This is a genomic window from Pseudoalteromonas sp. KS88 (assembly GCF_004766475.1).
Taxonomy (GTDB): domain Bacteria; phylum Pseudomonadota; class Gammaproteobacteria; order Enterobacterales; family Alteromonadaceae; genus Pseudoalteromonas.
In genome coordinates this window covers 149,173-174,146 of record NZ_PYHV01000004.1, presented here as the reverse complement: position 1 = coordinate 174,146, position 24,974 = coordinate 149,173, and the positions used below count along the sequence as shown (strand labels likewise).

Here is a 24,974-nt window from a genome sequence, read left to right as displayed (position 1 = left end):
ACACCTAATGTGATAACTTAGTATGTAGTGTATCGGTGTATTAATGTATTAATACAGTAGAGAAAGAATAATGCTAGAATTTATTAATGTCAACCCTAATAGTGGCGATCCAATATACAAACAATTGCATGAGCAAATTGTGCGCTTGATTGTGGGCGGCCAATTAGCAACTGGGGACGAGTTACCTTCGGTGCGAAAAATAGCCGATCACTTCGCTGTTAACCCTATGACAGTATCAAGAGCAATTGGCCAGTTAGTTGATCAAGGTTGGCTTGAACGTCGCCGTGGCCAAGCCACTCGTGTTGCGCAAAATATAGCCCAGCAATCAGATCAACAAGAAGCCTTACTTTTCAAAGCCATTGATCAGCTTATCCAACAAACCAAGCAGCTCGATGTACCGCAAACAACCCTAGTCGAACTTATAAAAAAACGGTGGGAATTAGAACAATGACACAGCCACTTCTTTGTTATCAAAATGTCTGTAAAAGCTACCAGCAACGCCAAATATTAAATGATGTAAACCTTGAAATAGAACCAGGCATGGTGGTCGGTTTATTGGGTAAAAATGGAGCTGGTAAAACAACTTTATTACGTTCAGCGCTAGGACTTTTAACACCTGAACAAGGCAACGTTTACGTTTTTGGCGAAAAAAGTGATCAACTTAGCGCCCAAAGTAAAGCAAAGATTGGCTATGTTGCGCAACAAACCTTCGGCTATGAAGGCTTTAAAATCGCAGATGCCCTCGCCTTACACCGCAGTTTTTATCCTGATTGGGATTGCGAACTTGAAAATAAATGGCTTAAACGGTTTGATCTTGACCCAAGCGCTGCCATAAACAACTTATCGATAGGCCAACGTCAAACATTGGCGCTTATCATGGCCATGGCCTATCGCCCACAGTTACTAATACTAGATGAACCTGTCGCGAGCTTAGATCCCATCGCACGTCGTGAGTTTATGGGCGATTTATTTGATTTGGCACTCGACTCTAATTCAGGCATTTTATTTTCATCACATATAACGTCTGATATCGAGCGCGTTGCCAGTCATATTGCATTGATAAAAGATGGCGAACTATTGATCATGGATGAACTCGATTTAATTCGTGATACGGTTAGAAAAATTAGTTTTTCTGACTCAGGTATCGATTTAAGCGCTTATAACGTACTTAATTTACAAAAAAACAGTGCCATCATCTATGGATACACAGGCGATACAATTCCAGGCGCTATTGCAACTAATACACTGTCATTAGAGCAATTATTTGTGGAGCTGCATGGATGATGCAAGTAGTTAATCGACCTTGGTATCAAGGTATAACCAGCCTATGGTTTAAAGAACCTGGCTGCGCCAGTTATTTTATAGCAGCCCTTGTATCTACTTTACTGTGCTTAGTAGCAACCGGGATGGATGAAGAGCTACTCGAATTAATGATCTTGTTCTCCACTATCTGTATGTACAGCGCTGTTGCTTGGCAAAGCGTAAAAATGCAAGCCACTGAATGGCAAGTATTGGTACCTGATTATTGCAAACATGTCATGTTTCAAGGAAAAGCTTTTCTTGTCTTCAATAATATAATCGCTTTATTGAGTATCACCATTGCAGGTAATGCAGCCTTGCTAACAACACTTTGTGTAGCGAATCTACTTGGTATTATTATTTGGTTTTTAAATCGCTCTAATAGCCATTTATTTACAGCTAGTTGTTATATCTTCTTTCTAATTAGCATACTTACCTCTGTATTAATCGACCAGCTACCACTTTGGCTGGCACCCGTTAGCACTCTTGGTTTTATCGGTATTGTTTTGGCACATAAAACGTTTACCAATGCATACCGATGGCACTCAAGCTCTTTGGCTAACTATCGTCAAGGCCTTCAATCTGGTTGGTCACCCATACCCAGTGGCTTTTTATCTAATTACGGTAACGCAATAAACAAACAACTCTTCCCGCTCAGCTACTTTGTTGGCGCAAGCTTATCGCAGTATTTGATACTCATCGCTCTTTTTTGCGCCATGGCTGTCGCTGCAAACTTATTTATCAATATTGTAGAGCATGCCGTATTCATATTAACCTTGCTTTTATTCACCATAGTAACATTAAGTTTATGGAGTAAAATTCAAAAGCAAAATTCGTGGGAGCTATTATTTACCCTGCCTATTTATAACTCCAGCCACAACGCAAAAGTAGCGCTTAGTCACAGCTCGTTAAAATTAGCCATCATGATCGCAAGCTTGTTTTTTGTCACTGTATTGGCGCTAGTTACACCTTATAAAGAGTTATTTATTTTCAACACCTTAAGCTATGCTTTAGCCTGCGCTAGTGGCGTATTGGTTAGCTTTGCAATCAGTAATGTATGCAAAAATATAAACGTATTGAGTGTATTTCTTTGCTTGGCGTTTGGTTTTAATATGGGGTTAGCGAACTATATATTCGATCATGGCGATAGCTTATTTGTACTTGTTTTAATAAGCCTATATACCGTGTCAATGGCTGGATTGAACCGCTTTACTGTGAGGTATATGTAGTCTGTTATTAGGGTCTGTTGACCTTTGCGGATTAAAATTTGTTCAAACTAGGGGCGGTTTAATCGCGGCGCGAGGTTTGTAACCTAGTGGGCTAAGTCAAAACCGAGCAACAAAGAGTAAATTGCCCCTAGGCTGAACCCGAAGGGCAGCGCCTGTTTGGCATTGATGCTGCGTTATCGCCTATTTATGGGGAATAACCACACCACATAGGCGCTGCCTTGCCTAAATACCAAACAGACTGCTGCAAATTTAACCTTGAAAGGTCAACAGACCCTAGCATTCTGATAGATAAAAAAACGGCCATATAATATGGCCGTTTTGGTGCTTAAACAAAATAATTTTAAACGTTTAAAGTGAGAACGTGCGACCTATTGACAGCACAATGCGCTCATCAGCCGTATCAATATCTAGGCTAGTGTTTTCCGCAGCCACCTCAATATCAAATCCTTCAAAGCTAGTCTGATAGGCTAAGCGATAGTGATTGTAAGATTTGCCATCGGTATCCCAAGCAAACTTATCGCCATCAAGCGAGTTTGAAATATCAAAACTAGCGCGCAGTGCATGATTAGGCGCAAGTTCAATGGTATGTGCAACCATAGAGATCACATGCCCAGCACCAGTACCAAAGTAGTCCCAGCTGTACCAAAAGTTAAGTTCTGTTTGGCCTAAATCGCTGGCATAACCAAACTTAGTGTACGCTTCAAAGTAGTTACCATCGCTTGAATTGCTTTGCCCATGGTAGCTATAGTACGCTAAACCATAATCAACGCTTAGCGCATCATTTAACTGTGCATAACGACCAAAATACGCATCCCACTCAATGTTGGTATCGTCACCAAAATCCACGTTTGATGCCCACGTTCCAGCATACATGCCCGACTCACCAAATGAATAATCAAGGCTTCCTTGAATTGCTGGGTCGTTTTGCGTTTGGCTCACACCATTAAAAGTATAGTCTGATACGCCAGTAATCGTTGTTGACCAATCAGCCAAAGCTGATGTTGAAAAAAGAGCAAATGGTAGTGCTATTGCAAGTAGTGTTTTTTGTGTTGTCATGTTAATTCCTTAGCTTACTGATTCAACTTTTGTATAGTCAATTTTGTTATCTTTTGGCGAGCTATCGATATTACTCACAGTCTTAAACTTGCTATAGGCAATAAACCCTGCGCAACTAAAGAACAACGCAATTACAAGTGCACCAACCCACTGTATTTGCAAAAAGTTTAGTTTAAATAATAAAGTTAGCAATGTCAGAGCCACTACATTTAAGATAATGTAGTTAAATTTGCCTAAACGTTTTACCGTCATATTTAAGTTATCTGTGTACAAGCGGATAAGTGAATCCAGTGAATTGATAACAAAAACAACACCAACAAAAACCATGGCAATATTTTTAATGCCTTGCGTCGGTATACCTGCTTCATGATAGTGATAAAGCACACCGAACCAAATTGCGATGGGGATTGAAGGGAAAATCAACATTGCACCAAGCACTTGGTAGGTTTTCAGTCCACCAACAAAACGAGAAGTAAATTGACCAATCATTATGCTCCAAGCAAACCACCAGAAAAGATAAAACTCGTGGTAATCATTCAGCGGTAAAATAAACTCATTTAGGTTGCCAAAATAGCTGCCAATTAACGCAAGGTTATTGGTAAAATCTGACACCTGACCGTTATCGCCTGTAAACGCACCAACCCACATAAAGCCAATTAAAGCAATAAACAGCCAAGTTGTAGAGATACTTAGAAAGCGCACATATTTAATATCTGTGCTTGAATAGACAGCAAAACATATCGCTGCAAAGACGATTAAGTAAAACGAAGGAATAATTGATTCGCCATCACCTAACGCAGGTAAGTACCAAGGTAGGTTTGAGAGCAGTAAAAAGGCAGTAAATGCACAAGTACCAATAATTACTACATTATTGATTAATTTAACCAAAGGAATTTCGAAAAATTTTACTTTAGGTTCTATTACACAGAAATAAAAGCACGTAAGGAAATAAAATCCCCAGATAAGAAAGCCCCAATAACCAAACTCAATGGCCATCGGATTGGCAAACGCATATTCTGGGCTTGCTTTTATGTCTGCATAACCTGCAAACTCTGTTAGTGGAAACATGATCAAGCCAACGTCTAAGCCTGATGTAAATAAGATTGCGATGAAGGTAAATGTTCTAACCGGTGTAACGCCTACACACTTTACATTTCCCCATTTTACTAAAATTGCGATTATTGCCAGTAGGGTAAAAATAATGCCAGCACTAAGCCATAAGGTCATAATTTGCCCCCCAAAATAAATGATAATATGTCATTTTTTCTCCGTGTGTTTTATCTCGCATTAACGCACCACAAACAACTTGTAGTGCGCGCCACTGCAAGCCCCACAGCAAAAATATGCTGCAGGTGGCGTTTATACCCAACCACCTCATGAAGCGAGTTTGGGTATTTATTAAATCTCCGAGCTACGCTGCTTTGTTTGCCATTGTGATTCCATGGCAACCGCTGCATGCGATTTAGTAAGTGGTGGCTTACCTAATATTAAGTCTGCCGCTTTTTCTGCCACCATAATGGTAGGCGCATTCAAATTACCGTTTGGTATGGTTGGGAAGATTGACGAGTCAACCACTCTCAAGCTTTCTAGGCCATGTACTTGTGTATTTGAGTTCACGACGGCTAGCTCATCTTCACCCATTTTGCATGAACATGACGGATGGTACGCACTCTCAACAGCTTGGCGAACAAATGCATCAATTTGCTCATCGGTTTGGATGTCTTTACCGGGTTGAATTTCATCATCGCGATAGTCATCAAATGCGTTTTGCTCAATGATTTCACGGGTTAAACGTACACACGCTCTAAACCCTTCAATATCATCTTGATGCTGTAAGTAGTTAAACTGAATTTTTGGTGCAACTTTGGCATCGGCTGACTGTATTGATACTGCCCCGCGGCTTTTAGGTTTGTTATGACCCACATGCACTTGGAAACCATGTCCATCAAAGGCACTTTTACCATCATAGCGAATTGCCGCAGGTAAAAAGTGATATTGCAGATCAGGCCATTCAACTCCCGGTTTTGAGCGAATAAACGCACACGACTCAAAGTGATTGGTTGCACCTAAGCCACTGCGATTTAATAACCAACGGGCACCGATAAGGCCTTTAGAAATTAACCCTAACTTGCCGTTTAAGGTAATAGGTTGCTTACACTTGTATTGAAAATAAAATTCCAAGTGATCTTGCAGGTTTTGACCAACACCAGGTAGATGATGCATCACTTCAACGCCTGCTGCTGCAAGTGTTTCGCTGTCACCAATGCCTGAAAGCTGTAATAAATGCGGTGAACCAATAGGCCCCGCACTTAATACCACTTCTTTGGCAGCAAATACTTGCTTAGTTTGACCATTGATACTGTACTGAACACCCGTGGCTTTTTTACCTTCAAGCAATACTTTTTCGGCTAATGCACCCGTTACAATAGTTAAGTTACTGCGCGACTTAACAGGGTCTAAATATTCACGACTAGCCGAGCTGCGCACACCGCCTTTAACAGTCATGTGCATTGGCCCAAACCCTTCTTGCTGCCCTGCATTGTAGTCGTCAGTCGCTGCGTAACCTGCTTGCTGACCGGCATTAATAAAAGCTTTATACAGAGGATTGGCCATTTCATTACCGTTATTAACGCCCAGCGGACCGTTACCGCCACGGTATTCATCTTTGCCTAAATAAAAGGTTTCGGCTTTTTGGAAATACGGCAAGCATGACTGGTAATCCCAACCCTGTGCGCCATGTTGTTGCCATTCATCAAAATCTTTTGCATGACCACGTACATATACCATGCCGTTAATTGATGACGAACCGCCTAGTACCTTGCCACGTGGGCAATGCATTTCGCGGTTATCTAAAAACGGTTCAGCTTGGGTGTGAAACTGCCAGGCGTACTTATCCGTATTCATCGGGATAGACAGCGCTGTTGGCATTTTGATAAAAATGCTTTTATCGCTGCCACCAGTCTCTAACAATAAAACACGATTATTGCTGTCTTCAGACAAGCGATTAGCCAATACACACCCTGCTGAGCCTGCACCGACTATGATGTAATCATAAGTTTGTGCAGTCATTAAAATGGGCTCTCTATATCTGTCATACCAACATAAATTGATTTAGTTTGGGTGTAATGATCAAGTGTTTCGATACCGTTTTCACGACCAATACCCGACTGCTTATAACCACCCACAGGCATTTCAGCTGGCGAGTTACCGTAGCTGTTGATCCAACAAATACCCGCTTGTAATTGATGAATAACACGGTGTGCACGCTTAATATCTTTGGTAAATACACCCGCAGCTAAACCCAAATGGGTGTCATTAGCGCGGCGAATTGCATCGTCTTCATCATCAAACACCAGTACGCTCATTACAGGACCAAAAATCTCTTCTTTAACGATAGTCATGTTATCGGTGCAATCAGTAAAGACCGTAGGCGCGACAAAGTAGCCATTCGGTGCAGATTCTGGTTTTAGAGCTTTACCACCCGTAAGTAAGGTTGCCCCTTCATTAATGCCCTTATCTATGTAACCCATCACTAAATCATGATGATTTTTTGAAATAAGCGCACCTAAGTTCACCTCAGGATCCATTGGATCGCCAGCAATAATGTTTTGTTCAGTGCGTGTTTTAAGTTCGTCAATGAACTGCTGGTACACGTTTTTATGGACATAAATACGGGTGCAGTTAGTGCAAATTTCGCCTTGAGTATAAAAGTTACCCAGCATAGCCGCACTCACCGCTTGCGAAATATCAGCATCATCAAATACCAATAGTGGCGATTTTCCACCCAGCTCCATGGTCACATCTTTAAGCGAGCCTGCTGCACTTGCGACCACTTTTTTTCCTGTGCCTACTTCACCAGTGAACGATACTTTTTCGATATCATCGCTTTGTGTTAACCATTGGCCAACCTCAGCCGCACCTTGTACAACATTAAATACACCTGCAGGGACCCCTGCTTCGATGAATATTTCCGCTAATTTAATTGCGCCAAGCGGTGTCTCTTCAGATGGTTTAAATATAAGCGCATTACCCGCAGCAAGCGCAGGGCCTGATTTCCAACAGGCAATTTGTAACGGGTAGTTCCACGCACCAATGCCTGCACAAATACCTAATGGCTCTTTACGGGTATAATAAAAGTCTTCACCAACCATTTGTTGTTGGCCAACTTGCGCAGGGGCAAGGCCTGCAAAATATTCGATAACATCTGCGCCGGTTTGTACATCAACACACTCAGCTTCTTGCCAAGGCTTGCCCGTATCAAGTACTTCAATTTTTGCCAACTCATCGTTACGTGCGCGCAGTATTTCTACAGCTTTTAATAAAATCCGACTGCGTTCAATTGGCGTCATAGCAGACCAAGCAGCAAAACCTTGTTTGGCGCTTTCAATAGCTGCGTTTTGTACAAATGCATCGGCGACTTCTACATGGTAAATTACTTCATCTGTAGCAGGATTTTTAACTGCAAAAGTATCGCCACTTTGATTCTTTAAAAAGTGACCGTTGATAAAATTTTGATAAACAGGTGTTGTCACATTAAGCCCCATACTGTTTGATAAGTGAATGTACATAGCCTTTGGCTAATTGCTCGCAATGTTCAAATTGATTTTCGTCAGACTTGCTCAACACCGCTCTTAACCACAGCCCATCAATCATTGCTGCACATAGTTGTGCGGCAAGCTTGGCATCAGCATCGTTCATTAATTGCTTGAATGAACTCGTTAAATTGCTTAACAGGCGACGGCTATTGACGTTTTGTAAGCGGTGTAATTGCACATCATGCATTGACTGCGCCCAAAAACTTAACCACGTTTTTGTGGTGTCGCTTTGCAGTTGTAAACGAGCGAAGTTTGCTTCAACAATAAACATCAAGCGTTGCGTGGGTGTTGTTGTTGCACTAACGCGATCAATAAGTTCATGCTTCAAGTTGGTGAGTAAATAACGCACCGTCGCTTCAATTAATCCCTGTTTGCCACCAAAATAGTGGCTAATAATGCCTGACGACATGCCCGCCTTTTTACTAATGCTATTGATAGTTGTGCTTTGTAAACCAAGCTCAGCTACTGACTCAATCGTGGCGTCAATTAGCTGCTGACGACGGACAGGTTCCATTCCAACTTTAGGCATAATTTTTATTAATTGATCGTTCAATAAAAATAAAGGTTAGAGTAATAGAACTGATAATTCAAGGTTGACAAACTGTGAACAACCTAAATAAAACAGGCTAAAGTGCCGCTAAGCACCTGTAATAATGCAGCTAAAACGGATATGAAAAATAGATTAAAAAAATTATTAAAAGTGTCGTTTTTCTATGAAATGTTTATAAATGCGTGTATTTTCGAGTAAATAACAAGAATAAAAATGACTTTAAACGAGGGTTTATTGCAAAAAAGGTTTACAGTAAGTAGCTCATAAAATAAAGCGCTCACTACATCAAGATTGAGAGAACCACATCGGATGTTGTGGTTCATTTTAGTGCCATACTCAAACTCGCCAAGGGTGCGAGCATCGATGAAATTACAAGCGATTTAGCCAAGGCATTGATTGCCGCAGTAGTGGTTCTATTTTTAAAATCAATAACGCAGTGTAAATCGCTTTTAAACCACCTATCGGGCTATTTATTTTTTGCCAACACTACTTTTAGCTGATTGAGTGCTGACACTGAAAAGCCTCGATCATAAAAATACAGAATTTTTCCTGCTTTATTAATTAGCACAACGCGGCAGTTGTTTGGATTTTCATTTCCTGTAAAGGCTTGTACTTTATCACCGTCTTTGTAGATTGTGATCACACCAGCCCATAGTTCCTTAGGTATACCTTTACGCATGCCGTTATCAATTAATGTACTAAACATACGCGGCGCCATACCTTGTATAGTCGGCAGCTCATAAGTTGGAATAGAAACACCTGACATATCTAAGCCTATAAGCCAACGGTCAATATCAAACTGGCTATCTTGTTTGTAGCCAATTAACAACAAAGAGTGTTCATTATTAAAGTCGTCTGGTATCACAATGTCTTGTTTAGATAGGCTTTCACCACTAACAGTTGGGAACTGCTTTCCTACAGGTGTTTGATTAGGGTACTGGCTTGAACATCCAGCTAAGAGCATGATAAGTAAAATAGAAACGAGGTTTTTTAACATAACGGTGGTTTAAATAAGGTCTGGTTAAATACACTACGTTCGCTAGTCATTCTTAGATCTCACTGAGTGTAATTCGTAGCCAAGCTTGTATATGGAATGGCTTATCGCACACATAAAATGTAAGCAAAATGCTAACATTAAAATAACTTCGTGCTAATCTAAAACTGTCTAAACATACTTTATTCTTGAAAAAGCGTTTTTTATGGAGCATGTATCTTTGTTTTTAACTAAACCTACGCGCCGCTATCCAACCAAAATATTTAGTGCACTGATATGTTTAATCGCCTGCTTACCATTTTTTTTACAAGCAAAATTTGTCATAGGTATAGTGGGTAAAACTAAAAACGACAGCTTCTATATTCAATCTTACAAAGGCTGTATGGCTTTCGCCAAGTCTCACCCTGAGATCACTTGCTTATATGATGGGCCTGATGACTATCAAGACATTCGCACACAAGCTCTAATTATTAATGATATGGTTAAAAGTGGTATCGATGGCTTATTGGTTTCAACAACAGATTCTGACTACCTAGTGAATCGCGCACTTAAAGATCTGTACGAAAAAAAAATCCCTGTCATTACGTTTGACTCCGATTTGCTACCCAAAGATAGCCGTTACAGAATGGCTTACGTTGGCACAAATAATTTTGATTTTGGTGTTGCTCTGGGAAACCAGCTCAAGCAAATAACAGATAAAAACACTAAAAATATATGCATTCAATCAGGCCATCAGACTGCGCCTAACTTAAACGAAAGAATTGCGGGCGTAAGATTTGCTCTTTCGGGGCAAAGTGAACAACGTTTGTCGGGTCAAAACGGCTGGAGTGAATTTAGCCGCTGCCCACTTTATAGCCTAGGGAAAAGAGGGCTTTCTTTAGAGCAAGTTGTCAACATAGTAAAAATGAAACAGCCCCCCGCTTTTGTAGCTGTGGCAGGGTTTGCACAATTTAACCCTCAATACGTTGAATTACTTACCCCTTATAAAGATTCGCTTGCCTTAAATGAAATAACTATCATCTCAGCAGATACAGAACAAATACAGTTAGACGCGTTACACCAAGGGTTATCATCTGCTAATGTTGGACAAAATCCATTTGAGATGGGCCGGCTAAGCGCTCAACTAATGTTTGAGGTAATTGTTAATGATAAAAAACCCGCCAAAGAATTTTATTATTTAGACTTTCATTATTGCCAACAAGCAAATGCACTGACATGTACTATAAACCATTAAATTATTATGCTTTGATTTATTGAAAAAGCATCACAATTACTAGATACTGTTTTTATATACAGTTATATTGTGTGGCCGACTAATGAAAAAAGAACTACCCGCGAAATACTATTTAGCTCATTTTAAAGAACTCATCGACTTTATAAATGAGCAATGTGGGCAATTATTAGAGCAAACACATACTGATTTTATCAACAAGGTAAATACACTTGGCGAGCAGGCTCAATGCATGCTTGCGCGTATTTATTCTCGCAAGCCTCGCTTTGTTGCGATCAGTACCCTTAACTACGCCGAAATAGATAACGCACCGCTCGCAATTAAACAATTAATCCAAACGGGGCTAATTGCACACCCAACAGATAACGACTACGACGCTCTTTTACATCACTTGACCAAACCTGCGTTAATTGAACTATTAGCGTCTTTTGATCCTGAATTAGTGATAAAAAAAAGCACCTCGAAGGCAGCGCTTGTTATTCAAGCCGTAAATATATTTAGAGAAAATCGCGAATATTTAGCACCTATCTACAGTCAATTTATTATAAATAATCGCAGTGATGTGTATGAATATTTTGAGTTTTTATATATTGGCCGTCTAAGCGAAGGCGATATAAATCATCAAAACAGTTTTGTGCTGCGCGATCTAGGTGTTAGAGCTACGCGCCAAAGCCATACTCAGAGCTTGGCACGCTTTGATACTTTAGATGAGGCAAAGTCGAACTATGCGTTAAACCGCTTTCGCTTGGCATTTAAAAATATTACAGCTGACGAGCAATACCAAGGTTTAGCTCACGAAGTTATGGCGCAACACGCACAAGGCACACTGGCAATAAGCCTTAAAAATAAGCTTTTACTGAGGCTTTATCAGCAGCTCAAAAAAGTAGATCCAGCGCTGAGCTTTAGTATTTTAAATGCCTGCGAAAACAGCCCTGAAGCGATTGAAATACAAATACGCGAGCAATATCGCCAAGGCAATAAAGACTGGGTTAAAGCCGAGCTTGAAAGCATTATTGAAGATCCACAGACGGATGATTTGCTGTATTTTGCTGATGATTTTTTAATGCGTAAGTTTAATAAGCAAACCCGTTCTCGCTTAAGTGCCATGCTTGCGGATACACAGTGTGTAATCGAAATAGATGAGATTTATCGCGGTGATGTAGAGCAAGGAGTGGCACAATATTATGAAAACCAAGGTCTGCGAGCATTTAACACCGAGAACACGCTCTGGCAAAGCCTATTTGGCCTGGTATTTTGGCACGAGCTATACGTAGAAACGCCTCACCCACCGTGTAATGAATTTGATTTGTTCCCACACGTATTACGCACTAACACTTTTTATCATACACAACAGCAACAGATTGATGCTTTATTTGAACAGTGGCAAACACCTGAAGATTTACTAAAGCATGTATGCAAAAACGCAGCGCGCTATTTTGATCAACCAAATGGCTTATTTCGTTGGCATAGTGAGCTGTTAAAGCCACTAGAAGTATTGATTTTACATAGCCCTATCACAGCGTTAAAAAGCCACTTAAAAAATATGAGCCTACGTTTTTTAGAACTTAAAGACGGCTACCCAGACTTAATGATTTTAAAAGACGGCACCGTCTATTTCGAAGAGGTAAAAGCGCCTGGTGATAAACTTAGGCGTAATCAGCTGACCACCATCGACAACCTTAAAAACTCTGGGTTCGATGTACACATTGCAGCCGTTAATTGGGTTAATGATCCTAATCGCATTTACAGCGTGGTCGATATTGAAACGACTGGCAGCTTAAAAGGTGGTAATCGAATCACTGAAATCGGCATGGTTAAAATACAGCATGGCAGGGTTATCGAAACTTGGTCCTCACTGATAAATCCACAAATGCGGATTCCAAAATTTATTGTGTCGCTGACCGGTATCACAGATACCATGGTTGCCACTGCACCACGCTTTAGTGAAATAGCTGACACCCTGCTACATAAGTTAAAAGGGAGCATTTTTGTTGCTCATAATGTCAATTTTGATTATGGCTTTATCCGCAAAGAGTGCGAAATGGCAGGTCACTACTTTAAAATGCCAAAGCTGTGTACGGTTGTAGAGTCACGTAAAGCATTTGCCGGTCTTAAATCGTATTCTTTAGGTAACTTATCTAAGCACTTTGAGTTAGCGCTCACTAATCATCACCGCGCACTTGCTGACGCCACCGCAACCGCAGAGTTACTTTTACTAATAAAAGAGCAGCAAAATGAAGCCACACATTCGCGCTAAATTCATTGTTAAAACCCGCCAACGTTTTAATTTACGTTGGCGAGGGCTTATCCTCACAGTATATTTTGGTACTGCTGTATTAAGTAATTAGTGTACGCAATGTCACCTCTATAACGAGATAAGTGCGTCGTGTCACGGTACATAGCCGACGTAATTTGTGGTAAGTTTTGATGATCTTTCATTTTAATCCCTGTCGCTTCTTCAATTTGCTTCACCACTGCCGCTAAACGCTTTTCTGCCGCGGGGGTGGTTTTTATCCATTTGCTATTTTTTGGTAGCATCATCACTTCAACGTTTTCGGAAACACGTTGAAAGTTTTTTATTATATTGATGAAGTGCTCAACCAGCAGAGGCTCAAAATTTAATTCCTCTATATCAGCACTACGAATACGGCTAAGGCGGTCGTTTTTCATCATGTTGTCAGTCTGCGTTACACGATAGTAGTCATCAAAAATGGCTAGTGTTTCCTCTGACCGCTCTTGTGGTATTGTGCCTCCACCTTGCCATGTGTAGCTCCATGCTTCGCCTTTATAATTTGGGTATTCTTCATCAAATTTTTCCCCCAATAAACGCCCTAAACGACCACGCTCAGCAATAATTTCATCATCGTCTTTAAACGTTTGATGGGCTTGCGGTGGAAATAACTCCCGAGCAAAAAAGCTGGTGATCATTTCAGCCGAAATACTACCGCGTAAATACTTAATGTTAAAAAGCCTGATGCCACGGGTTAAATCCGTTTTAGCTATTTCCATTAACTCTTCATCATTGGCTAGCAAGGTTAAAAACGAATCGAGTACGGGGGATGCATTATTCCAACGTGTTTGAGTTGTTTGAAAAGGGTTAAATTCAATCATTGCGAGCTTAATTTTGCGATCTTCTTTAACAAACTCATCTGCAATACGACGTGATAAAAAATTCTGAAAATACGGGTTAAGTCCACCGAAACCAAAATTAAACGACTTAACCTGCTTACCCTGCTCGGCTAGATCAGCATCAAATTTGCGGGGTGAGAAACCAGCACGTGTCATTGAAGAGCCAAAAAACATAACTACTTCGTTTGGCTCTTTCACTATTTTTGGTAGCGCGGCACGAGACTCTGTAACTCGGCCTAACGCCCCTTGTGAGTTAGCGCCCATTCCTTGCAAAATTAAATATATACTAAGCAGTGCTAACGCAATACATAAGCCTATTGCAAAGATTGTTTTGCCATATAATTTTTGTGATGTCATTGGTGACTTACCTTGCTGATTAGAATTGGAAATAGATAAACTCATTACTTGGCTCCCCGATAAATAGACATACTCCCTGACCCAACATCATTAACAACCAGAATAACCACGGTTTATTTTCCAACTTGTCAGCCCCTTTAATTACATAAAAATCCATAATGTGCACTAATAACACCCACCCACAGGTCAAAGTGAAAATAGTCATGGCATTATTACCTGATGCAATAGTTGAATTAAGCACATGTAAATTCGTAATAATATCAATGGCTGATGTAAGGTCGTTTGCAGCAAAGAATACCCAACCAATCAAAACTAAGTAAAAAGTGATCGCCCATTTAATAAAGTTAACAAGCCATGTTGTAGATTGATTAAATCGGGCGAATATTCTAAGCCCTGCAAGATAATGCGTAGCAGTAATAATGGCACCATGGAATGCTCCCCATACAACAAAGGTCCATGCAGCACCGTGCCATAAACCACCTAATAACATGGTTAAAAACACATTACGTGTACGGTTACCATGCCTATTTCCCCCCAGTGATATATACAAATAATCACGTAACCAAGTAGAGAGTGAAATATGCCAGCGACGCCAAAAATCTACCGGAGAAAGTGCAAAATAAGGCACCCTAAAATTGAGCGGAATGCTAAACCCTAAAATCAATGCAATCCCTATTGCCATATCGGTATAACCAGAAAAATCGCCGTATATTTGCCCAGCAAATGCCAGCACCCCCGTCCAAAGCTCTAAAGTACTAACAGGGCCTTTGGCTTCAAAAGCATGCTGCGCTGGAATAGCTAAGATATCTGCGCCTGTTTTCTTAATTAGGCCAACCGTTATTAATAAAAAACCATGCTTAATAGCTGTGAATTTAGGTAAAGCGATTGCATGCATTTGCGGTAATATATGGCTTGCCCTTAAGATAGGCCCAGCAACTAACTGAGGGAAAAAAGATAACGCTGCCACAAACTCCACCAGCCCTTTACGTGGTTTCATATCACCGCGATAGACATCAATGGTGTAACTTAAACTCTGAAAGGTATAAAAAGAGATACCAACGGGAAGCACCCAACCCAGTGTGTCTAATGAGGCATGATAGCCCAGCGTAGTCAGTAGTTCTGACACCGAGTTCAGTGCAAAATCAGCGTATTTAAATACCGCCAAAAGACCTAAATTTAAAACAATTGAAAGTGTGACCCACTGCTTCTTGCGTTGCTGCGTTGGCGCTTTATAAATCGCTTGGGCAATAAAGTAATCCGCCAACCCACTGCCTACCAGCAAAGGAATAAAGCTGTAGTTCCATGCGCCATAGAACACCAAACTACCTACTAGAATTAAATAAACTTTGGGTTTTTGTTTTAAAAACACAAATCCATAAAACAAAATAAAGATGGCAAAAAACCAAAAGAATATGGGGGTATTAAATATCATATGGCCACCTTTTTTATAGCAAGCCTGGTAGCAGCGTTATGAAACAGTGTAAACATGCTGATTTCCTTTTTTTAGAACGAGTTTGGCCAGCCCACTAAAAAGTAGGTTCAAAATCATTCAATCATTAATTAGTTAAATGTGTTTGTTGGCGCTGATTAACGAAATGTAATCAGCGTTAGCATAAAATTATGGGGCCCAAAACCACTACCGCATTTTATTGGCGCGCCCCATTAGCAATAAGAAGTGATTTAATACGCTCAGTGCGCGCACGATTCAAAGGTGAGCGTCGTTGATAGCCATCTGATGCACCTGTTGTGACAGCCAAGTTAACATCGGCACCTCGTTGAATAAGCAACTCTGTCATGGCATAAAAGCCAAAATAACTTGCGTTGATAAGCGCCGTTTCATCCCTTGGTACAACCGCGTTTACATCAGCGCCGTTATTTAGTAGTAATCTCGCCAAGTCTAGGTTGTTACTCATTGCGGCAACTATTAGAGGGTTGCCATCGCCGCTGGATGATTGATTTACATCGGCTCCTAGGTCGATTAACTCTTGCGCCATTACTCTATTATTTTGCTTTACGGCAATCATCAGTGCAGTGCCATCGCCAATTAGCGGAATGTTTATATCAACCCCTTCGTTTTGAAGTGCTTTTACCGCTTCAATATCATTTCGAGAGACAGCTTCTATTAATAGATTACTTTCAGCCTGAGGTAATAATGAATAATGTCGCGCATCTTTCACCGTGTGCTTAATACTAATTTTAGGTGAAAACACTTGTGTAGCTTGAATTGTTGTGGCTGTTACAGCCGCACAAATTAAGACAATAGTAGCGAACCGTGGCTTTTTAAATTGCTTATTATTTAGCACGGCACCAACGCGATAATTCAACTCTTTTTTCTTACTAAATAATCCCATAGCCAGCACACTGCGTTGTTGTGTGATCATTAACTTAGCGCAATCTATTAACGATTGTGCATATAACTGAGTGCTTTGTAGTTCATTCACCGCACGTAAATCACAGGCTATCTCGCGCTCAACATGAATACGTTTGTTGAGTAAACGAATCACCGGACTCCACCAAAATAAAATGGCGATAACTTCTTGAAATAAACCAAACCAATTGTCTTTACGCTTAATGTGCGCATGTTCATGTAAGACGATTGCGCGTAATTGCTCATCTTTAAGTTGTTCGGTCAGGCTTTGAGGAATAATAATTTTTGGCTCTTTAAAGCCAATAACTAAAGGAGAAGATACTTTATCTGAGGTATAGACCTGGGTATCGATATGCGTTGAAAGGTGGGGTGCTTGCATAATGGTAGAGCGTAATAAAAATCGCGTTTGAATGTATGATGAAAGCACCGTGAAAGTTCGCCATACACTACCAGCAAACCATATAAACACTCCTAAACTAAGCAAAAACGAGAAGTTGAATACAATTTCGCTGGGTAAGTGCCAGCTATCATCTGATGTATTGACGGTATCGCTTTTACTGGAGTGTGGCATATTAGACGCCTGATTAGATACAATAGTTGGCGCCGGAGTATTCACATTCACTCGCGTATTTTCGTTACCTTGGGTGATCAAACTAAAAGGAATCACCGTTGCAGCAACAAACGCCGTCATCCAAAGCCAACTTTTTAATTCTGCACTCCCTGCTACGCATCGGTTAAATACCGACAGCCCTATCAATAAAATAAAGCCAATTACTAGATGGTGAAATGCCAAGGTTGTTAATAAGGTATATTCAATCATCATTGTCTTCACATCCTTATCTGGATTGATTAATCTTTACTTTCATCAACTTTACGTTGCAGTGCTTCTAAATCATCAAGGTCTATATCAGTCTCTTGCATTAAATGCTGTGCTAACACCTTAGGAGAGCCACCAAAGAACTTGTTTAACATTGAAGTAAGCGCACTTTGTCGTGCTTCTTTTTGGGTGATTTTAGCGGTGTAAATAAAGGCTTTACCCTCCTTTTTAAAATCAGCGTAACCTTTCTCCGCCAAAATCTTACACAGTGTTTGTACCGTGGTGTACGCTGTTTGTTTTTGTTTTGATAACTCATCCGTTATGTCACGAACAGACGCATCTCCTTTCTTCCAAAGCACTTCCATAATGCTCTGCTCACCGTCAGTTAACTGAGTCGATTTATTTCTAGCCATTGTGTTCTCCCTTTAAACTTTCTACTAATTAATTAGTTTTAAATACTATAGCGCGCAATTTTCACTCTATCAACTAATTAATTAGTTTTTAATTTTTGTGCGCACCTAAACCATCAACCAACAAACAAGTTGGTAACAAAAAAATCCTTAAAAATTTGTAAATAATACCCGAGTGTTCTAAACCTAAAGAGTAGCCCCAATAGGAGACTCATTTATGCCGTCAACGAACACAATCGATAAAAACACCGAGTTTGCACGTTGCTTAGAATGCAACAAAGTCGATACTTTTGCTGCTTTTCATTGGCTTGCGCTAGCAGTAAAAGATATGACCCGCGCGCCCTTGCTTAGCCTTATATATGGATTAATTTTTACAATTATTCCTTTAGCAATTATTTACAGCGCCCTGTACACAGGGACCCATCTTGTTATTTTACCTGCAACTGTTGCATTTGCCTTAATTGGCCCTGCATTTGCTGTGGGTTTATATGATGTGGCCTGGGAGCTTGAAAAAGGGCATAAACCAACGTTAATGCATTCGTTAAAATCGATGTTTAGAAACCCGGTTGGTGAATGGGGATTTGCCATACTTTTAATGGTTATAATGATTATTTGGATGCGCCTAGCCGCTTTGGTACATGCATTATACCCAAGTCATGCCAACCCAACATTTGAAGAACTGTCTGCATTTTTAACACTGGGTAGTATTATAGGTGGCATCCTGTTGGTTACTGTATTTGCCATTTCAGCGTTTACACCGCAAATTATGATGGAACGACGTGTTGATATTATGACCGCCGTTATGTCTTCAATGAATGCAGTTAAAAGTAATTTCTCAGCAATGATTGTATGGTCGGTTTGTATATTTGTGTTGGTTGCTGTGGGCTTTGTAACTGGCGGCACCGGATTTATTGTGATAATGCCACTGCTTAGTTATGCCAGCTGGCATGGCTACATTGCCATTATTAAAACCAAAAAATCACGTGGGTATGAATAACGGCTTATAGAAATAATTGCGCTGGGAGGTAAAGTTCTTGGCGCAATAATTTACGCCCTTGTTTGAGTGCATTCTGATATGAAGGCCTATTGCTTGCATCAATATATCCAAAAAAAAATTCAAAATCCTTTATATACTGTTGATAATATAAACGCTGCATCGGCGAGGCTAAACCTTGGCCTCTAAATTGTTTAGTAATAAAAATATCACTCACCAATAAACCATCAAAGCCTAACTCTTCACTTACCTCCCCCATAACCATTCCTAGGGGCTGGTTTTGATAGAATGCCATGCTACATAAGCCAGCTTCAATGGATTCTATCAGCTCTTCTTTATCGCTGATTGGCACTATGTTTGCCATTGCTGGGTTTTCTGTTAGAAACTGGTTGTATTCCTGCTCATACCAAGGCCAATCTTTCTCAAGCTCAAAGGGCTGTAAAGAGATATCCGTTTTTAAAGCGTCACTCACATCAAGCAATGGCGTTTGGCTACCTAATAAGGAGTCAACAGCACGAGCACCAAGTAATGACTGTAAGTGCTGTACTTGTGGTGATTCTGGCGCAGGCCAAACACAAATGTGCACAGGTGTGCACCAACAAAAAACCTCACTAATATAGGCCACAACTTCTTTTAAAACCGCTTCTGTTAATGAATGTTCGCTAAAGATTTCAAACATAGTTTCGTCATCATCATTACGGCAAACACTGGCTACGAATAAGTTACCATTATTATCTTCAATTACTTGAGCAAATAAGTCGTCGTCAGGTACATCATCACTGATATTTCTACGCTGGCGTAATTCAATAAAATCATCACGCGTGCAATCGTCATTTAATGCAAGTAAATCAAGGCACTCTTTGTTGATAGCTTTTTCAGTATCTAGATTGGTTATATGAGTTAGGTTATAAGTATTAATCACCCCCACTCCTAGGCGGCGTAAACGCACTTCGTCGATTTTATAGAGTGGATAGTGGCGCATAATTTTCCTTTACAAACCTCAAGCAAACCCTATTTGGGTACAAGTAAACTTTAGGGCTTACCCTCTGAAATTGCAATAACTAATTACTTATGATTATATTAAAAAAGATTATTAGTCCGTAACTTTAAAATGGTTTGACTAAATTTCACTGAACATAAAGGATCTAGGATGAATTTTTGCAAACTCTTAGTTTTAATTATTGTCACAATTGGGCTTTCCACTGCCAACGCAGAACAATTTGGCAAACCCGTTGATAATGCAAGCTTATTAAAAATTTCGACAATAATGGCCGCACCGGATAGCTTTTTAGATCAACAAATAACCATTGAAGGGACTGTTGTAGGTGTATGCGCTAAACGAGGGTGCTGGATGACGATTGCCTCTGATAAGCGTTTTCAAAACTTGAAAATCAAGGTTAATGACGGCGATATGGTATTTCCTATGACTGCCAAAGGCAGCAAAGCAATGGCAACAGGAAAGCTAAATAAAATCCAACTCAACTTGACCCGAACTAAAGCTTTGTTAGCACACCGAGCACAACAAGCAGGGAATGAATTTGACGAAAACACAGTGACAGAGCCAATGGCAATTTATCAACTTGTGCCTACAGGTGTAGAGATTATTGAGTAAAACAAAAAGAAGAATTAACTGGTATAAATTAAACCGTAGTTTACATCGTGATATCGGTTACTTTTGTATGGGTTTAGTGATCATTTTTGCAGTATCGGGGATTGCGGTTAATCACAAAGATGACTGGAATCCTAATTATCGTGTTGAACAAGCTGTAATATCTGTCTCAGCCCAAAAGTGGTCACTTGATAACGACACTAAACTCATTAATCAATTACTTGCAATAAGTGAAGTTAATGAAAAAGTTAAGGCCTCATATTGGGCATCACCAACTCAATTTAAACTGTTTTTTAAAAATGGCAATAACCTACTATTAAACCTTAAAGATCAGCAAATAGTGTATGAAAAAATAACTCCTCGCCATGTATTTCAAGCATTTAACCGCTTACATCTGAACGAGACAAAAGCATCTTGGGTTATATTTTCAGATGCCTTTGCTGCGTTACTCATTTTTTTAGCGCTAAGTGGTCTGTTCATGATTAAAGGGAAACACAGCCCTTGGGGTATAAGATCACTGTGGATACTCAGCGGTATCGCCTTACCCGCTTTGTATATATTGATGTAAAAAGTGAAGATGAGCACCTTCACTTTATTTCACTATTAGCGCTTAAACCGTCCCTAGCTTGAACAAATTTTAATCCGTAAAGGTCAACAGACCTTAATAAAAGATAAGTAAAGGGGGTTCACCTTTTGGATATATCTACTATTAGTGTCACGTGTTACTTACCTTTAAACATTGATGAAAAAACACCGTCGCTTTTTATTAACCCATGATAAAGCGCAGCGCTTATATGCATAAATATCAACAGTAAAAATACCCACGCAGCCAACGCATGTACTTCACGAAAAAACGCAAAATAACGAATATCAACTGCAATCAAATTTGGCAAACTAAACAACCCAAATACATTCACAACCCGACCATCCGCATTTTGCATTAGCCAACCCGATAACGGCATTAACAACATCGAAATATAAAGCCCGGTATGCGTTGCAGAAGCCGCGATACGCTGCAGCTGGCTAAGTTCATTAGGAAGAGAAGGCGACACACTGCGCCAGGTATTGATAAGCCTGATAATCACCAATATCAGCGCAACAATACCAAACGATTTATGCAAAGCGACCGCTTCAACTTGCCACACAGCTAAACTTTGTACCATGGATAAGCCCAGAAAAAGCATTGAAATCAACAGGAGTGCCATTGCCCAGTGTAATAGCCTGCTTGTTGCTGAGTAGTGTTTAGTTGCGTGCATCACCCGCTCCTTCTTTATCTGTTATATGCTGATTGAGTAATGTCTCTGTTGCTCTGCGACGAAATGATTGCGCATACGCTGCACCTCTAGCACGTAAAATAGGATCTGCAGTTGCACTCATCCCTTTAGGTAAAACGAGTGGATCAAAGTTTTGTGCCCCACATGCCCCTTCATTTTGAAAACGCCAATCTGCAATAACTAAAGACCCCGCATTAATGACTTGGCGCGATGAAGGCCATGGAATGGTTGGATTATTTTCATCGTCATTGCTATCAGCCAACGTAAACATTAAATCAAACCTAACTGGTTGCTTTTCTAATTGTGAGATAAGTTGCTGTTGTAAGGCATCGGGTGATTGCTGATCAAGTCCAGCGACCTCTTGGTCACTCATACTGGGCACAGCCTGCCAACGCACGGCTTGCCTTTTCCCTTGTGCATCGTGCAAATAAAATGCATTTATGCTGTTATATTGCTCCGTAGCAAAACTATTGGCTGGCGTATAGCTGGCTTTCCATTCGTTAAATGCCTTACTCTCTGGATGAGCTTTAAAGAATGCGCTAATTTTTTTTGCATCTCGCTTCCCAGTCTCAGGATTAGGTGCAAGCGCTTGTAGCTGTTTGTAAAAAGCATCGGGCGTGGCCACAGCCATAACCGGCGGTGTATTCATCGCAACTCGCCATTCATCATCAGTGGCAGTATTTACCACAAACGCCAAACTACGCACAGGTGCCTTTAAATCAGGTGCCGTTGGGTTATTACCTGCGATAGAAAAACGCCCGATAAAGGGTGTATTGCCAAGTTTAAATACATTGGCGGTTGAATACGCTGACAACAACCCGGTAGATTCAAAGTTACCCGAAACACATATTCCTTTAGCATGTGCCCGCCTAAATCCGGCATGCACCTTACTACCTTGCTGCAAGTCAACAAACGCTTGTGCTGTTACTTGATCGTCGTTAAAAGCCCCGGCAAAATATAATGTAGCTGTTGCAAATACCCCCATTGATACTGCCAACGCACATACACGAAAAACACCAATAGTAGGCTTGTTACTGCGTGTTGTTTTTGTCATCTCTAAATAGCCTTTTATTTACGATTTAACCCTCCCCTACAGACCGCCATTTTATAAAATCCATTTCAATATAAATGTTTATTCTGGTAATCGTCGTTTTAGTACAGCCATAGAATCACCTGTTTTTTTAACTAAACATTGATCTCACTACGGTGTAATCAGCCATATTAAAGCTACACTTATTACAAACTCATTTAAGAAGGATTGAACTATGATTCACCATGTAGCTGATTTAATGACTCCAGCTCCCTTTGCCATTAACGCAGATAATACCTTGCATGATGCACACAACTTAATGAAAGAAAAAAACATCCGCCACATTCCTGTCATTAATGAAAGCGGTGGTTTAGTGGGCATGTTAACGCAAAAGATTTTAATTGCTCAGGTCATGGGGATCATGGCGAACTACAGCTCTACAGCCCTTGAACGAAAAGAAAAACAAATCAAAATTCACGATATCATGGCAACAGACTTTACTAGCATTGAACCTAAACAACCTTTACACGAGGTTGCTAACTTCTTCGTCGAAAACCGACACGGCTGTATGCCGGTGGTAGATGAAGATAACGATTTAATCGGTATTTTGACATCGTCAGACTTTGTGCGTTTAGCTGCCGCGCTATTATCATAATTGTTTAGTGTAAGCTGGGGCTGCCTTAGCGGCTAACTGATTACTTTAATGTGCAAATTAAAATACTCGCGCTATATTTAAAGTGATAGGAAAAACAACATCATAGCTGAGCACAAATATCATGCTTATTTTACTTAGTACGTTTTAAGGCATAGCCACATTGAACGACGAACAAACGAGCGACACTATTCATAACCCTCGAAGAATGATGACTAGAATTTACGTTATCTCTTTGTCTATTATTGCTCTACTCGCTATTGCTGCCCACATGTTATTAAACTCAGTAATTGAGCAACAACTACAAACTGGCAAAATTATTAATATCAGTGGTCAACAGCGTATGCTAACCCAGCGTGCAACCTTGTTCACACTCGACTATTTAGAAACAGGCTCCAGTGATGCTAAACGCACAGCGCAGCAAGCCATAGACCAAATGATCTCAAATCATCAAGCGTTACTATCTGAGCACTATAAAGCATTATCAAATAATCAGCCTTCGGGGCTTTCAAACGACATGCTCAACCTCTACTTCAACAAAGATAACAATGTAGATAAACAACTAGCACACTTTGTAAGCCTAATATCAGACACTCTTGCGTCGCCACCTCGCAATATAGAGGTTTTTAGTTCTGAAAATTTAGAATTCAAACAAATGGCAAAAGAGCCATTATTAACTGCACTTAATGATGTAGTTAGCCTTTACGAAAAAGAAAGCCTAGATGAAGTAGATAACCTGCGTTCAGCTCAACAAGTCGTGCTTATAATCACCATTTTTACTATTTTAATTGAAGCCGTTTTTGTGTTTAGGCCCATGGTTTCAAAAATCAGCTCATTTGCACGCAGATTGCAGTGGGAAGCAACCCATGATTACCTTTCGGGTATTTATAATAGACGTGCCTTTTTTATGATTGGTGAAAAACTACTGCATAGTAGTAAACGCAATAAAAAACCATCCAGTATCATCATGATTGATATTGATAAGTTTAAAGTTGTTAACGATAACTATGGTCATGCTGCGGGCGATGTTGCCATTCAGCATGTTGCGCGTATCACAAAAGAAAATATTAGAAGTTCGGATGTGTTAGCAAGGTTTGGCGGTGAGGAGTTTGTAATTTTGCTGCCTGAAACAAATGCTAATGGCGCTGTGACTTTAGCTGAAAAAATTCGCATAAAAATTAATGAAACCCCGCTATCAGTCAAAAATAAACACATCACGATCAGTGCCAGCTTTGGTGTGTCTGCAAGTTCACTTAGCGATGACTCCCTAGAGCTATTAATCCAAAAAGCTGACGACCGCTTGTATGTTGCCAAAGAGAGCGGGCGAAACAAAGTAGAAGTATAGTTAATGCTTTTTAGAGTTCTGTATTCAGTGGCAAT

At 40.2% G+C, this 24,974-nt stretch carries 23 protein-coding genes; 10 read left to right on the top strand and 13 right to left on the bottom strand.

The annotated features are described in order from the left end of the window. Positions 1–70 precede the first annotated feature (70 nt). Genes C7Y70_RS01990 through C7Y70_RS01980 form a run of 3 tightly spaced genes read left to right on the top strand, consistent with a single transcriptional unit; the run spans position 71 to position 2,528 of the window. Complete coding sequence (locus tag C7Y70_RS01990; RefSeq protein WP_135473189.1) at positions 71–451, top strand: GntR family transcriptional regulator; 381 nt, start codon at positions 71–73, stop codon at positions 449–451. Next, positions 448–1,284, top strand: a complete 837-nt coding sequence (locus tag C7Y70_RS01985) for an ABC transporter ATP-binding protein (protein ID WP_135473188.1) — start codon at positions 448–450, stop codon at positions 1,282–1,284. The genes C7Y70_RS01990 and C7Y70_RS01985 overlap by 4 nt, the downstream gene beginning before the upstream one ends. After that, positions 1,281–2,528, top strand: a complete 1,248-nt coding sequence (locus C7Y70_RS01980; protein WP_135473187.1) for a hypothetical protein — start codon at positions 1,281–1,283, stop codon at positions 2,526–2,528. Before C7Y70_RS01985 ends, C7Y70_RS01980 begins: the two co-directional genes overlap by 4 nt. A 348-nt stretch (positions 2,529–2,876) precedes the next feature. Here the strand turns inward: C7Y70_RS01980 and C7Y70_RS01975 are convergent, their stop codons facing one another. The 6 genes from C7Y70_RS01975 to C7Y70_RS01950 form a co-directional block, all read right to left on the bottom strand. Continuing rightward, entirely contained in the window at positions 2,877–3,584 is a 708-nt protein-coding gene (locus C7Y70_RS01975) for a TorF family putative porin (RefSeq protein ID WP_099296561.1), read from the bottom strand. A 9-nt stretch (positions 3,585–3,593) separates the two neighbouring features. Beyond that, the gene (locus tag C7Y70_RS01970) at positions 3,594–4,811 is read right to left on the bottom strand and encodes a BCCT family transporter (RefSeq protein ID WP_135473186.1); all 1,218 of its coding nucleotides are present in this window, start codon (positions 4,809–4,811) and stop codon (positions 3,594–3,596) included. Positions 4,812–4,982: 171 nt separating this feature from the next. Continuing rightward, positions 4,983–6,653: a choline dehydrogenase gene (gene betA, locus C7Y70_RS01965; protein ID WP_135473185.1), complete on the bottom strand. Its 1,671-nt coding sequence runs from the start codon at positions 6,651–6,653 to the stop codon at positions 4,983–4,985. After that, complete coding sequence (gene betB / locus C7Y70_RS01960; protein ID WP_135473184.1) at positions 6,653–8,116, bottom strand: betaine-aldehyde dehydrogenase; 1,464 nt, start codon at positions 8,114–8,116, stop codon at positions 6,653–6,655. Before betB ends, betA begins: the two co-directional genes overlap by 1 nt. 1 nt (position 8,117) lies before the next feature. Continuing rightward, positions 8,118–8,708: a transcriptional regulator BetI gene (gene betI, locus C7Y70_RS01955; RefSeq protein WP_099296558.1), complete on the bottom strand. Its 591-nt coding sequence runs from the start codon at positions 8,706–8,708 to the stop codon at positions 8,118–8,120. A 487-nt stretch (positions 8,709–9,195) separates the two neighbouring features. Further along, a complete protein-coding gene (locus tag C7Y70_RS01950; RefSeq protein WP_135473183.1) occupies positions 9,196–9,726 on the bottom strand; it encodes a hypothetical protein in 531 nt (176 codons plus the stop codon). A 202-nt stretch (positions 9,727–9,928) separates the two neighbouring features. Between C7Y70_RS01950 and C7Y70_RS01945 the strand changes: the two genes are divergently transcribed. Then, positions 9,929–10,957, top strand: a complete 1,029-nt coding sequence (locus C7Y70_RS01945) for a substrate-binding domain-containing protein (protein ID WP_135473182.1) — start codon at positions 9,929–9,931, stop codon at positions 10,955–10,957. Between the two features lie 82 nt (positions 10,958–11,039). Continuing rightward, the gene (locus tag C7Y70_RS01940) at positions 11,040–13,211 is read left to right on the top strand and encodes an exonuclease domain-containing protein (RefSeq protein WP_135473181.1); all 2,172 of its coding nucleotides are present in this window, start codon (positions 11,040–11,042) and stop codon (positions 13,209–13,211) included. A gap of 53 nt (positions 13,212–13,264) precedes the next feature. Here the strand turns inward: C7Y70_RS01940 and C7Y70_RS01935 are convergent, their stop codons facing one another. From C7Y70_RS01935 to C7Y70_RS01920, 4 genes are all read right to left on the bottom strand, one after another. Further along, positions 13,265–14,485 carry a hypothetical protein gene (locus C7Y70_RS01935; RefSeq protein WP_135473180.1) on the bottom strand — a complete coding sequence of 407 codons (1,221 nt, stop codon included), beginning with the start codon at positions 14,483–14,485 and terminating at the stop codon, positions 13,265–13,267. Further along, positions 14,460–15,872 carry an MBOAT family O-acyltransferase gene (locus C7Y70_RS01930; protein WP_135473179.1) on the bottom strand — a complete coding sequence of 471 codons (1,413 nt, stop codon included), beginning with the start codon at positions 15,870–15,872 and terminating at the stop codon, positions 14,460–14,462. Before C7Y70_RS01930 ends, C7Y70_RS01935 begins: the two co-directional genes overlap by 26 nt. Positions 15,873–16,086: 214 nt before the next feature. Beyond that, the gene (locus tag C7Y70_RS01925; protein WP_135473178.1) at positions 16,087–17,631 is read right to left on the bottom strand and encodes a M56 family metallopeptidase; all 1,545 of its coding nucleotides are present in this window, start codon (positions 17,629–17,631) and stop codon (positions 16,087–16,089) included. A gap of 26 nt (positions 17,632–17,657) precedes the next feature. Next, the gene (locus C7Y70_RS01920; RefSeq protein WP_099296551.1) at positions 17,658–18,038 is read right to left on the bottom strand and encodes a BlaI/MecI/CopY family transcriptional regulator; all 381 of its coding nucleotides are present in this window, start codon (positions 18,036–18,038) and stop codon (positions 17,658–17,660) included. Between the two features lie 214 nt (positions 18,039–18,252). Here C7Y70_RS01920 and C7Y70_RS01915 point away from each other — a divergent pair, with 214 nt between their 5' ends. Beyond that, positions 18,253–19,032, top strand: coding sequence for a DUF2189 domain-containing protein (locus C7Y70_RS01915; protein WP_135473177.1), 780 nt, complete (start codon positions 18,253–18,255; stop codon positions 19,030–19,032). A 4-nt stretch (positions 19,033–19,036) separates the two neighbouring features. On the opposite strand, the gene C7Y70_RS01910 is transcribed toward C7Y70_RS01915, so the two are convergent. Further along, on the bottom strand, positions 19,037–20,011 hold the full coding sequence (locus C7Y70_RS01910) for a hypothetical protein (protein WP_135473176.1): 975 nt from the start codon (positions 20,009–20,011) through the stop codon (positions 19,037–19,039). A 168-nt stretch (positions 20,012–20,179) separates the two neighbouring features. On the opposite strand from C7Y70_RS01910, the gene C7Y70_RS01905 reads away from it, so the two are divergent. Both C7Y70_RS01905 and C7Y70_RS01900 read left to right on the top strand, forming a co-directional pair. After that, on the top strand, positions 20,180–20,641 hold the full coding sequence (locus C7Y70_RS01905; RefSeq protein WP_135473175.1) for a DUF4920 domain-containing protein: 462 nt from the start codon (positions 20,180–20,182) through the stop codon (positions 20,639–20,641). After that, positions 20,634–21,206, top strand: a complete 573-nt coding sequence (locus C7Y70_RS01900; RefSeq protein ID WP_099296547.1) for a PepSY-associated TM helix domain-containing protein — start codon at positions 20,634–20,636, stop codon at positions 21,204–21,206. Before C7Y70_RS01905 ends, C7Y70_RS01900 begins: the two co-directional genes overlap by 8 nt. Positions 21,207–21,360: 154 nt before the next feature. Here the strand turns inward: C7Y70_RS01900 and C7Y70_RS01895 are convergent, their stop codons facing one another. After that, complete coding sequence (locus C7Y70_RS01895; RefSeq protein ID WP_135473174.1) at positions 21,361–21,894, bottom strand: cytochrome b; 534 nt, start codon at positions 21,892–21,894, stop codon at positions 21,361–21,363. Further along, the gene (locus C7Y70_RS01890) at positions 21,881–22,966 is read right to left on the bottom strand and encodes a catalase family peroxidase (protein WP_245321324.1); all 1,086 of its coding nucleotides are present in this window, start codon (positions 22,964–22,966) and stop codon (positions 21,881–21,883) included. The genes C7Y70_RS01895 and C7Y70_RS01890 overlap by 14 nt, the downstream gene beginning before the upstream one ends. Before the next feature lie 211 nt (positions 22,967–23,177). On the opposite strand from C7Y70_RS01890, the gene C7Y70_RS01885 reads away from it, so the two are divergent. Next, a complete protein-coding gene (locus tag C7Y70_RS01885; RefSeq protein ID WP_135473173.1) occupies positions 23,178–23,597 on the top strand; it encodes a CBS domain-containing protein in 420 nt (139 codons plus the stop codon). Positions 23,598–23,757: 160 nt separating this feature from the next. Next, positions 23,758–24,939, top strand: coding sequence for a diguanylate cyclase (locus C7Y70_RS01880; protein WP_245321322.1), 1,182 nt, complete (start codon positions 23,758–23,760; stop codon positions 24,937–24,939). Positions 24,940–24,974 lie beyond the last annotated feature (35 nt).

Excerpts from the sequence above, each read along its gene's own strand:
- C7Y70_RS01925 (WP_135473178.1), bottom strand. The coding sequence starts at position 17,631 with ATGATGATTGAATATACCTTATTAACAACCTTGGCATTTCACCATCTA.
- C7Y70_RS01945 (WP_135473182.1), top strand. The coding sequence starts at position 9,929 with ATGGAGCATGTATCTTTGTTTTTAACTAAACCTACGCGCCGCTATCCA.
- C7Y70_RS01990 (WP_135473189.1), top strand. The coding sequence starts at position 71 with ATGCTAGAATTTATTAATGTCAACCCTAATAGTGGCGATCCAATATAC.
- C7Y70_RS01885 (WP_135473173.1), top strand. The coding sequence starts at position 23,178 with ATGATTCACCATGTAGCTGATTTAATGACTCCAGCTCCCTTTGCCATT.
- C7Y70_RS01970 (WP_135473186.1), bottom strand. The coding sequence starts at position 4,811 with ATGACCTTATGGCTTAGTGCTGGCATTATTTTTACCCTACTGGCAATA.
- C7Y70_RS01985 (WP_135473188.1), top strand. The coding sequence starts at position 448 with ATGACACAGCCACTTCTTTGTTATCAAAATGTCTGTAAAAGCTACCAG.
- C7Y70_RS01920 (WP_099296551.1), bottom strand. The coding sequence starts at position 18,038 with ATGGCTAGAAATAAATCGACTCAGTTAACTGACGGTGAGCAGAGCATT.
- C7Y70_RS01950 (WP_135473183.1), bottom strand. The coding sequence starts at position 9,726 with ATGTTAAAAAACCTCGTTTCTATTTTACTTATCATGCTCTTAGCTGGA.
- C7Y70_RS01915 (WP_135473177.1), top strand. The coding sequence starts at position 18,253 with ATGCCGTCAACGAACACAATCGATAAAAACACCGAGTTTGCACGTTGC.
- C7Y70_RS01930 (WP_135473179.1), bottom strand. The coding sequence starts at position 15,872 with ATGATATTTAATACCCCCATATTCTTTTGGTTTTTTGCCATCTTTATT.
- C7Y70_RS01940 (WP_135473181.1), top strand. The coding sequence starts at position 11,040 with ATGAAAAAAGAACTACCCGCGAAATACTATTTAGCTCATTTTAAAGAA.
- C7Y70_RS01895 (WP_135473174.1), bottom strand. The coding sequence starts at position 21,894 with ATGCACGCAACTAAACACTACTCAGCAACAAGCAGGCTATTACACTGG.
- betI (WP_099296558.1), bottom strand. The coding sequence starts at position 8,708 with ATGCCTAAAGTTGGAATGGAACCTGTCCGTCGTCAGCAGCTAATTGAC.
- C7Y70_RS01980 (WP_135473187.1), top strand. The coding sequence starts at position 1,281 with ATGATGCAAGTAGTTAATCGACCTTGGTATCAAGGTATAACCAGCCTA.
- C7Y70_RS01910 (WP_135473176.1), bottom strand. The coding sequence starts at position 20,011 with ATGCGCCACTATCCACTCTATAAAATCGACGAAGTGCGTTTACGCCGC.
- C7Y70_RS01975 (WP_099296561.1), bottom strand. The coding sequence starts at position 3,584 with ATGACAACACAAAAAACACTACTTGCAATAGCACTACCATTTGCTCTT.
- C7Y70_RS01935 (WP_135473180.1), bottom strand. The coding sequence starts at position 14,485 with ATGAGTTTATCTATTTCCAATTCTAATCAGCAAGGTAAGTCACCAATG.
- C7Y70_RS01890 (WP_245321324.1), bottom strand. The coding sequence starts at position 22,966 with ATGACAAAAACAACACGCAGTAACAAGCCTACTATTGGTGTTTTTCGT.
- C7Y70_RS01905 (WP_135473175.1), top strand. The coding sequence starts at position 20,180 with ATGAATTTTTGCAAACTCTTAGTTTTAATTATTGTCACAATTGGGCTT.
- betA (WP_135473185.1), bottom strand. The coding sequence starts at position 6,653 with ATGACTGCACAAACTTATGATTACATCATAGTCGGTGCAGGCTCAGCA.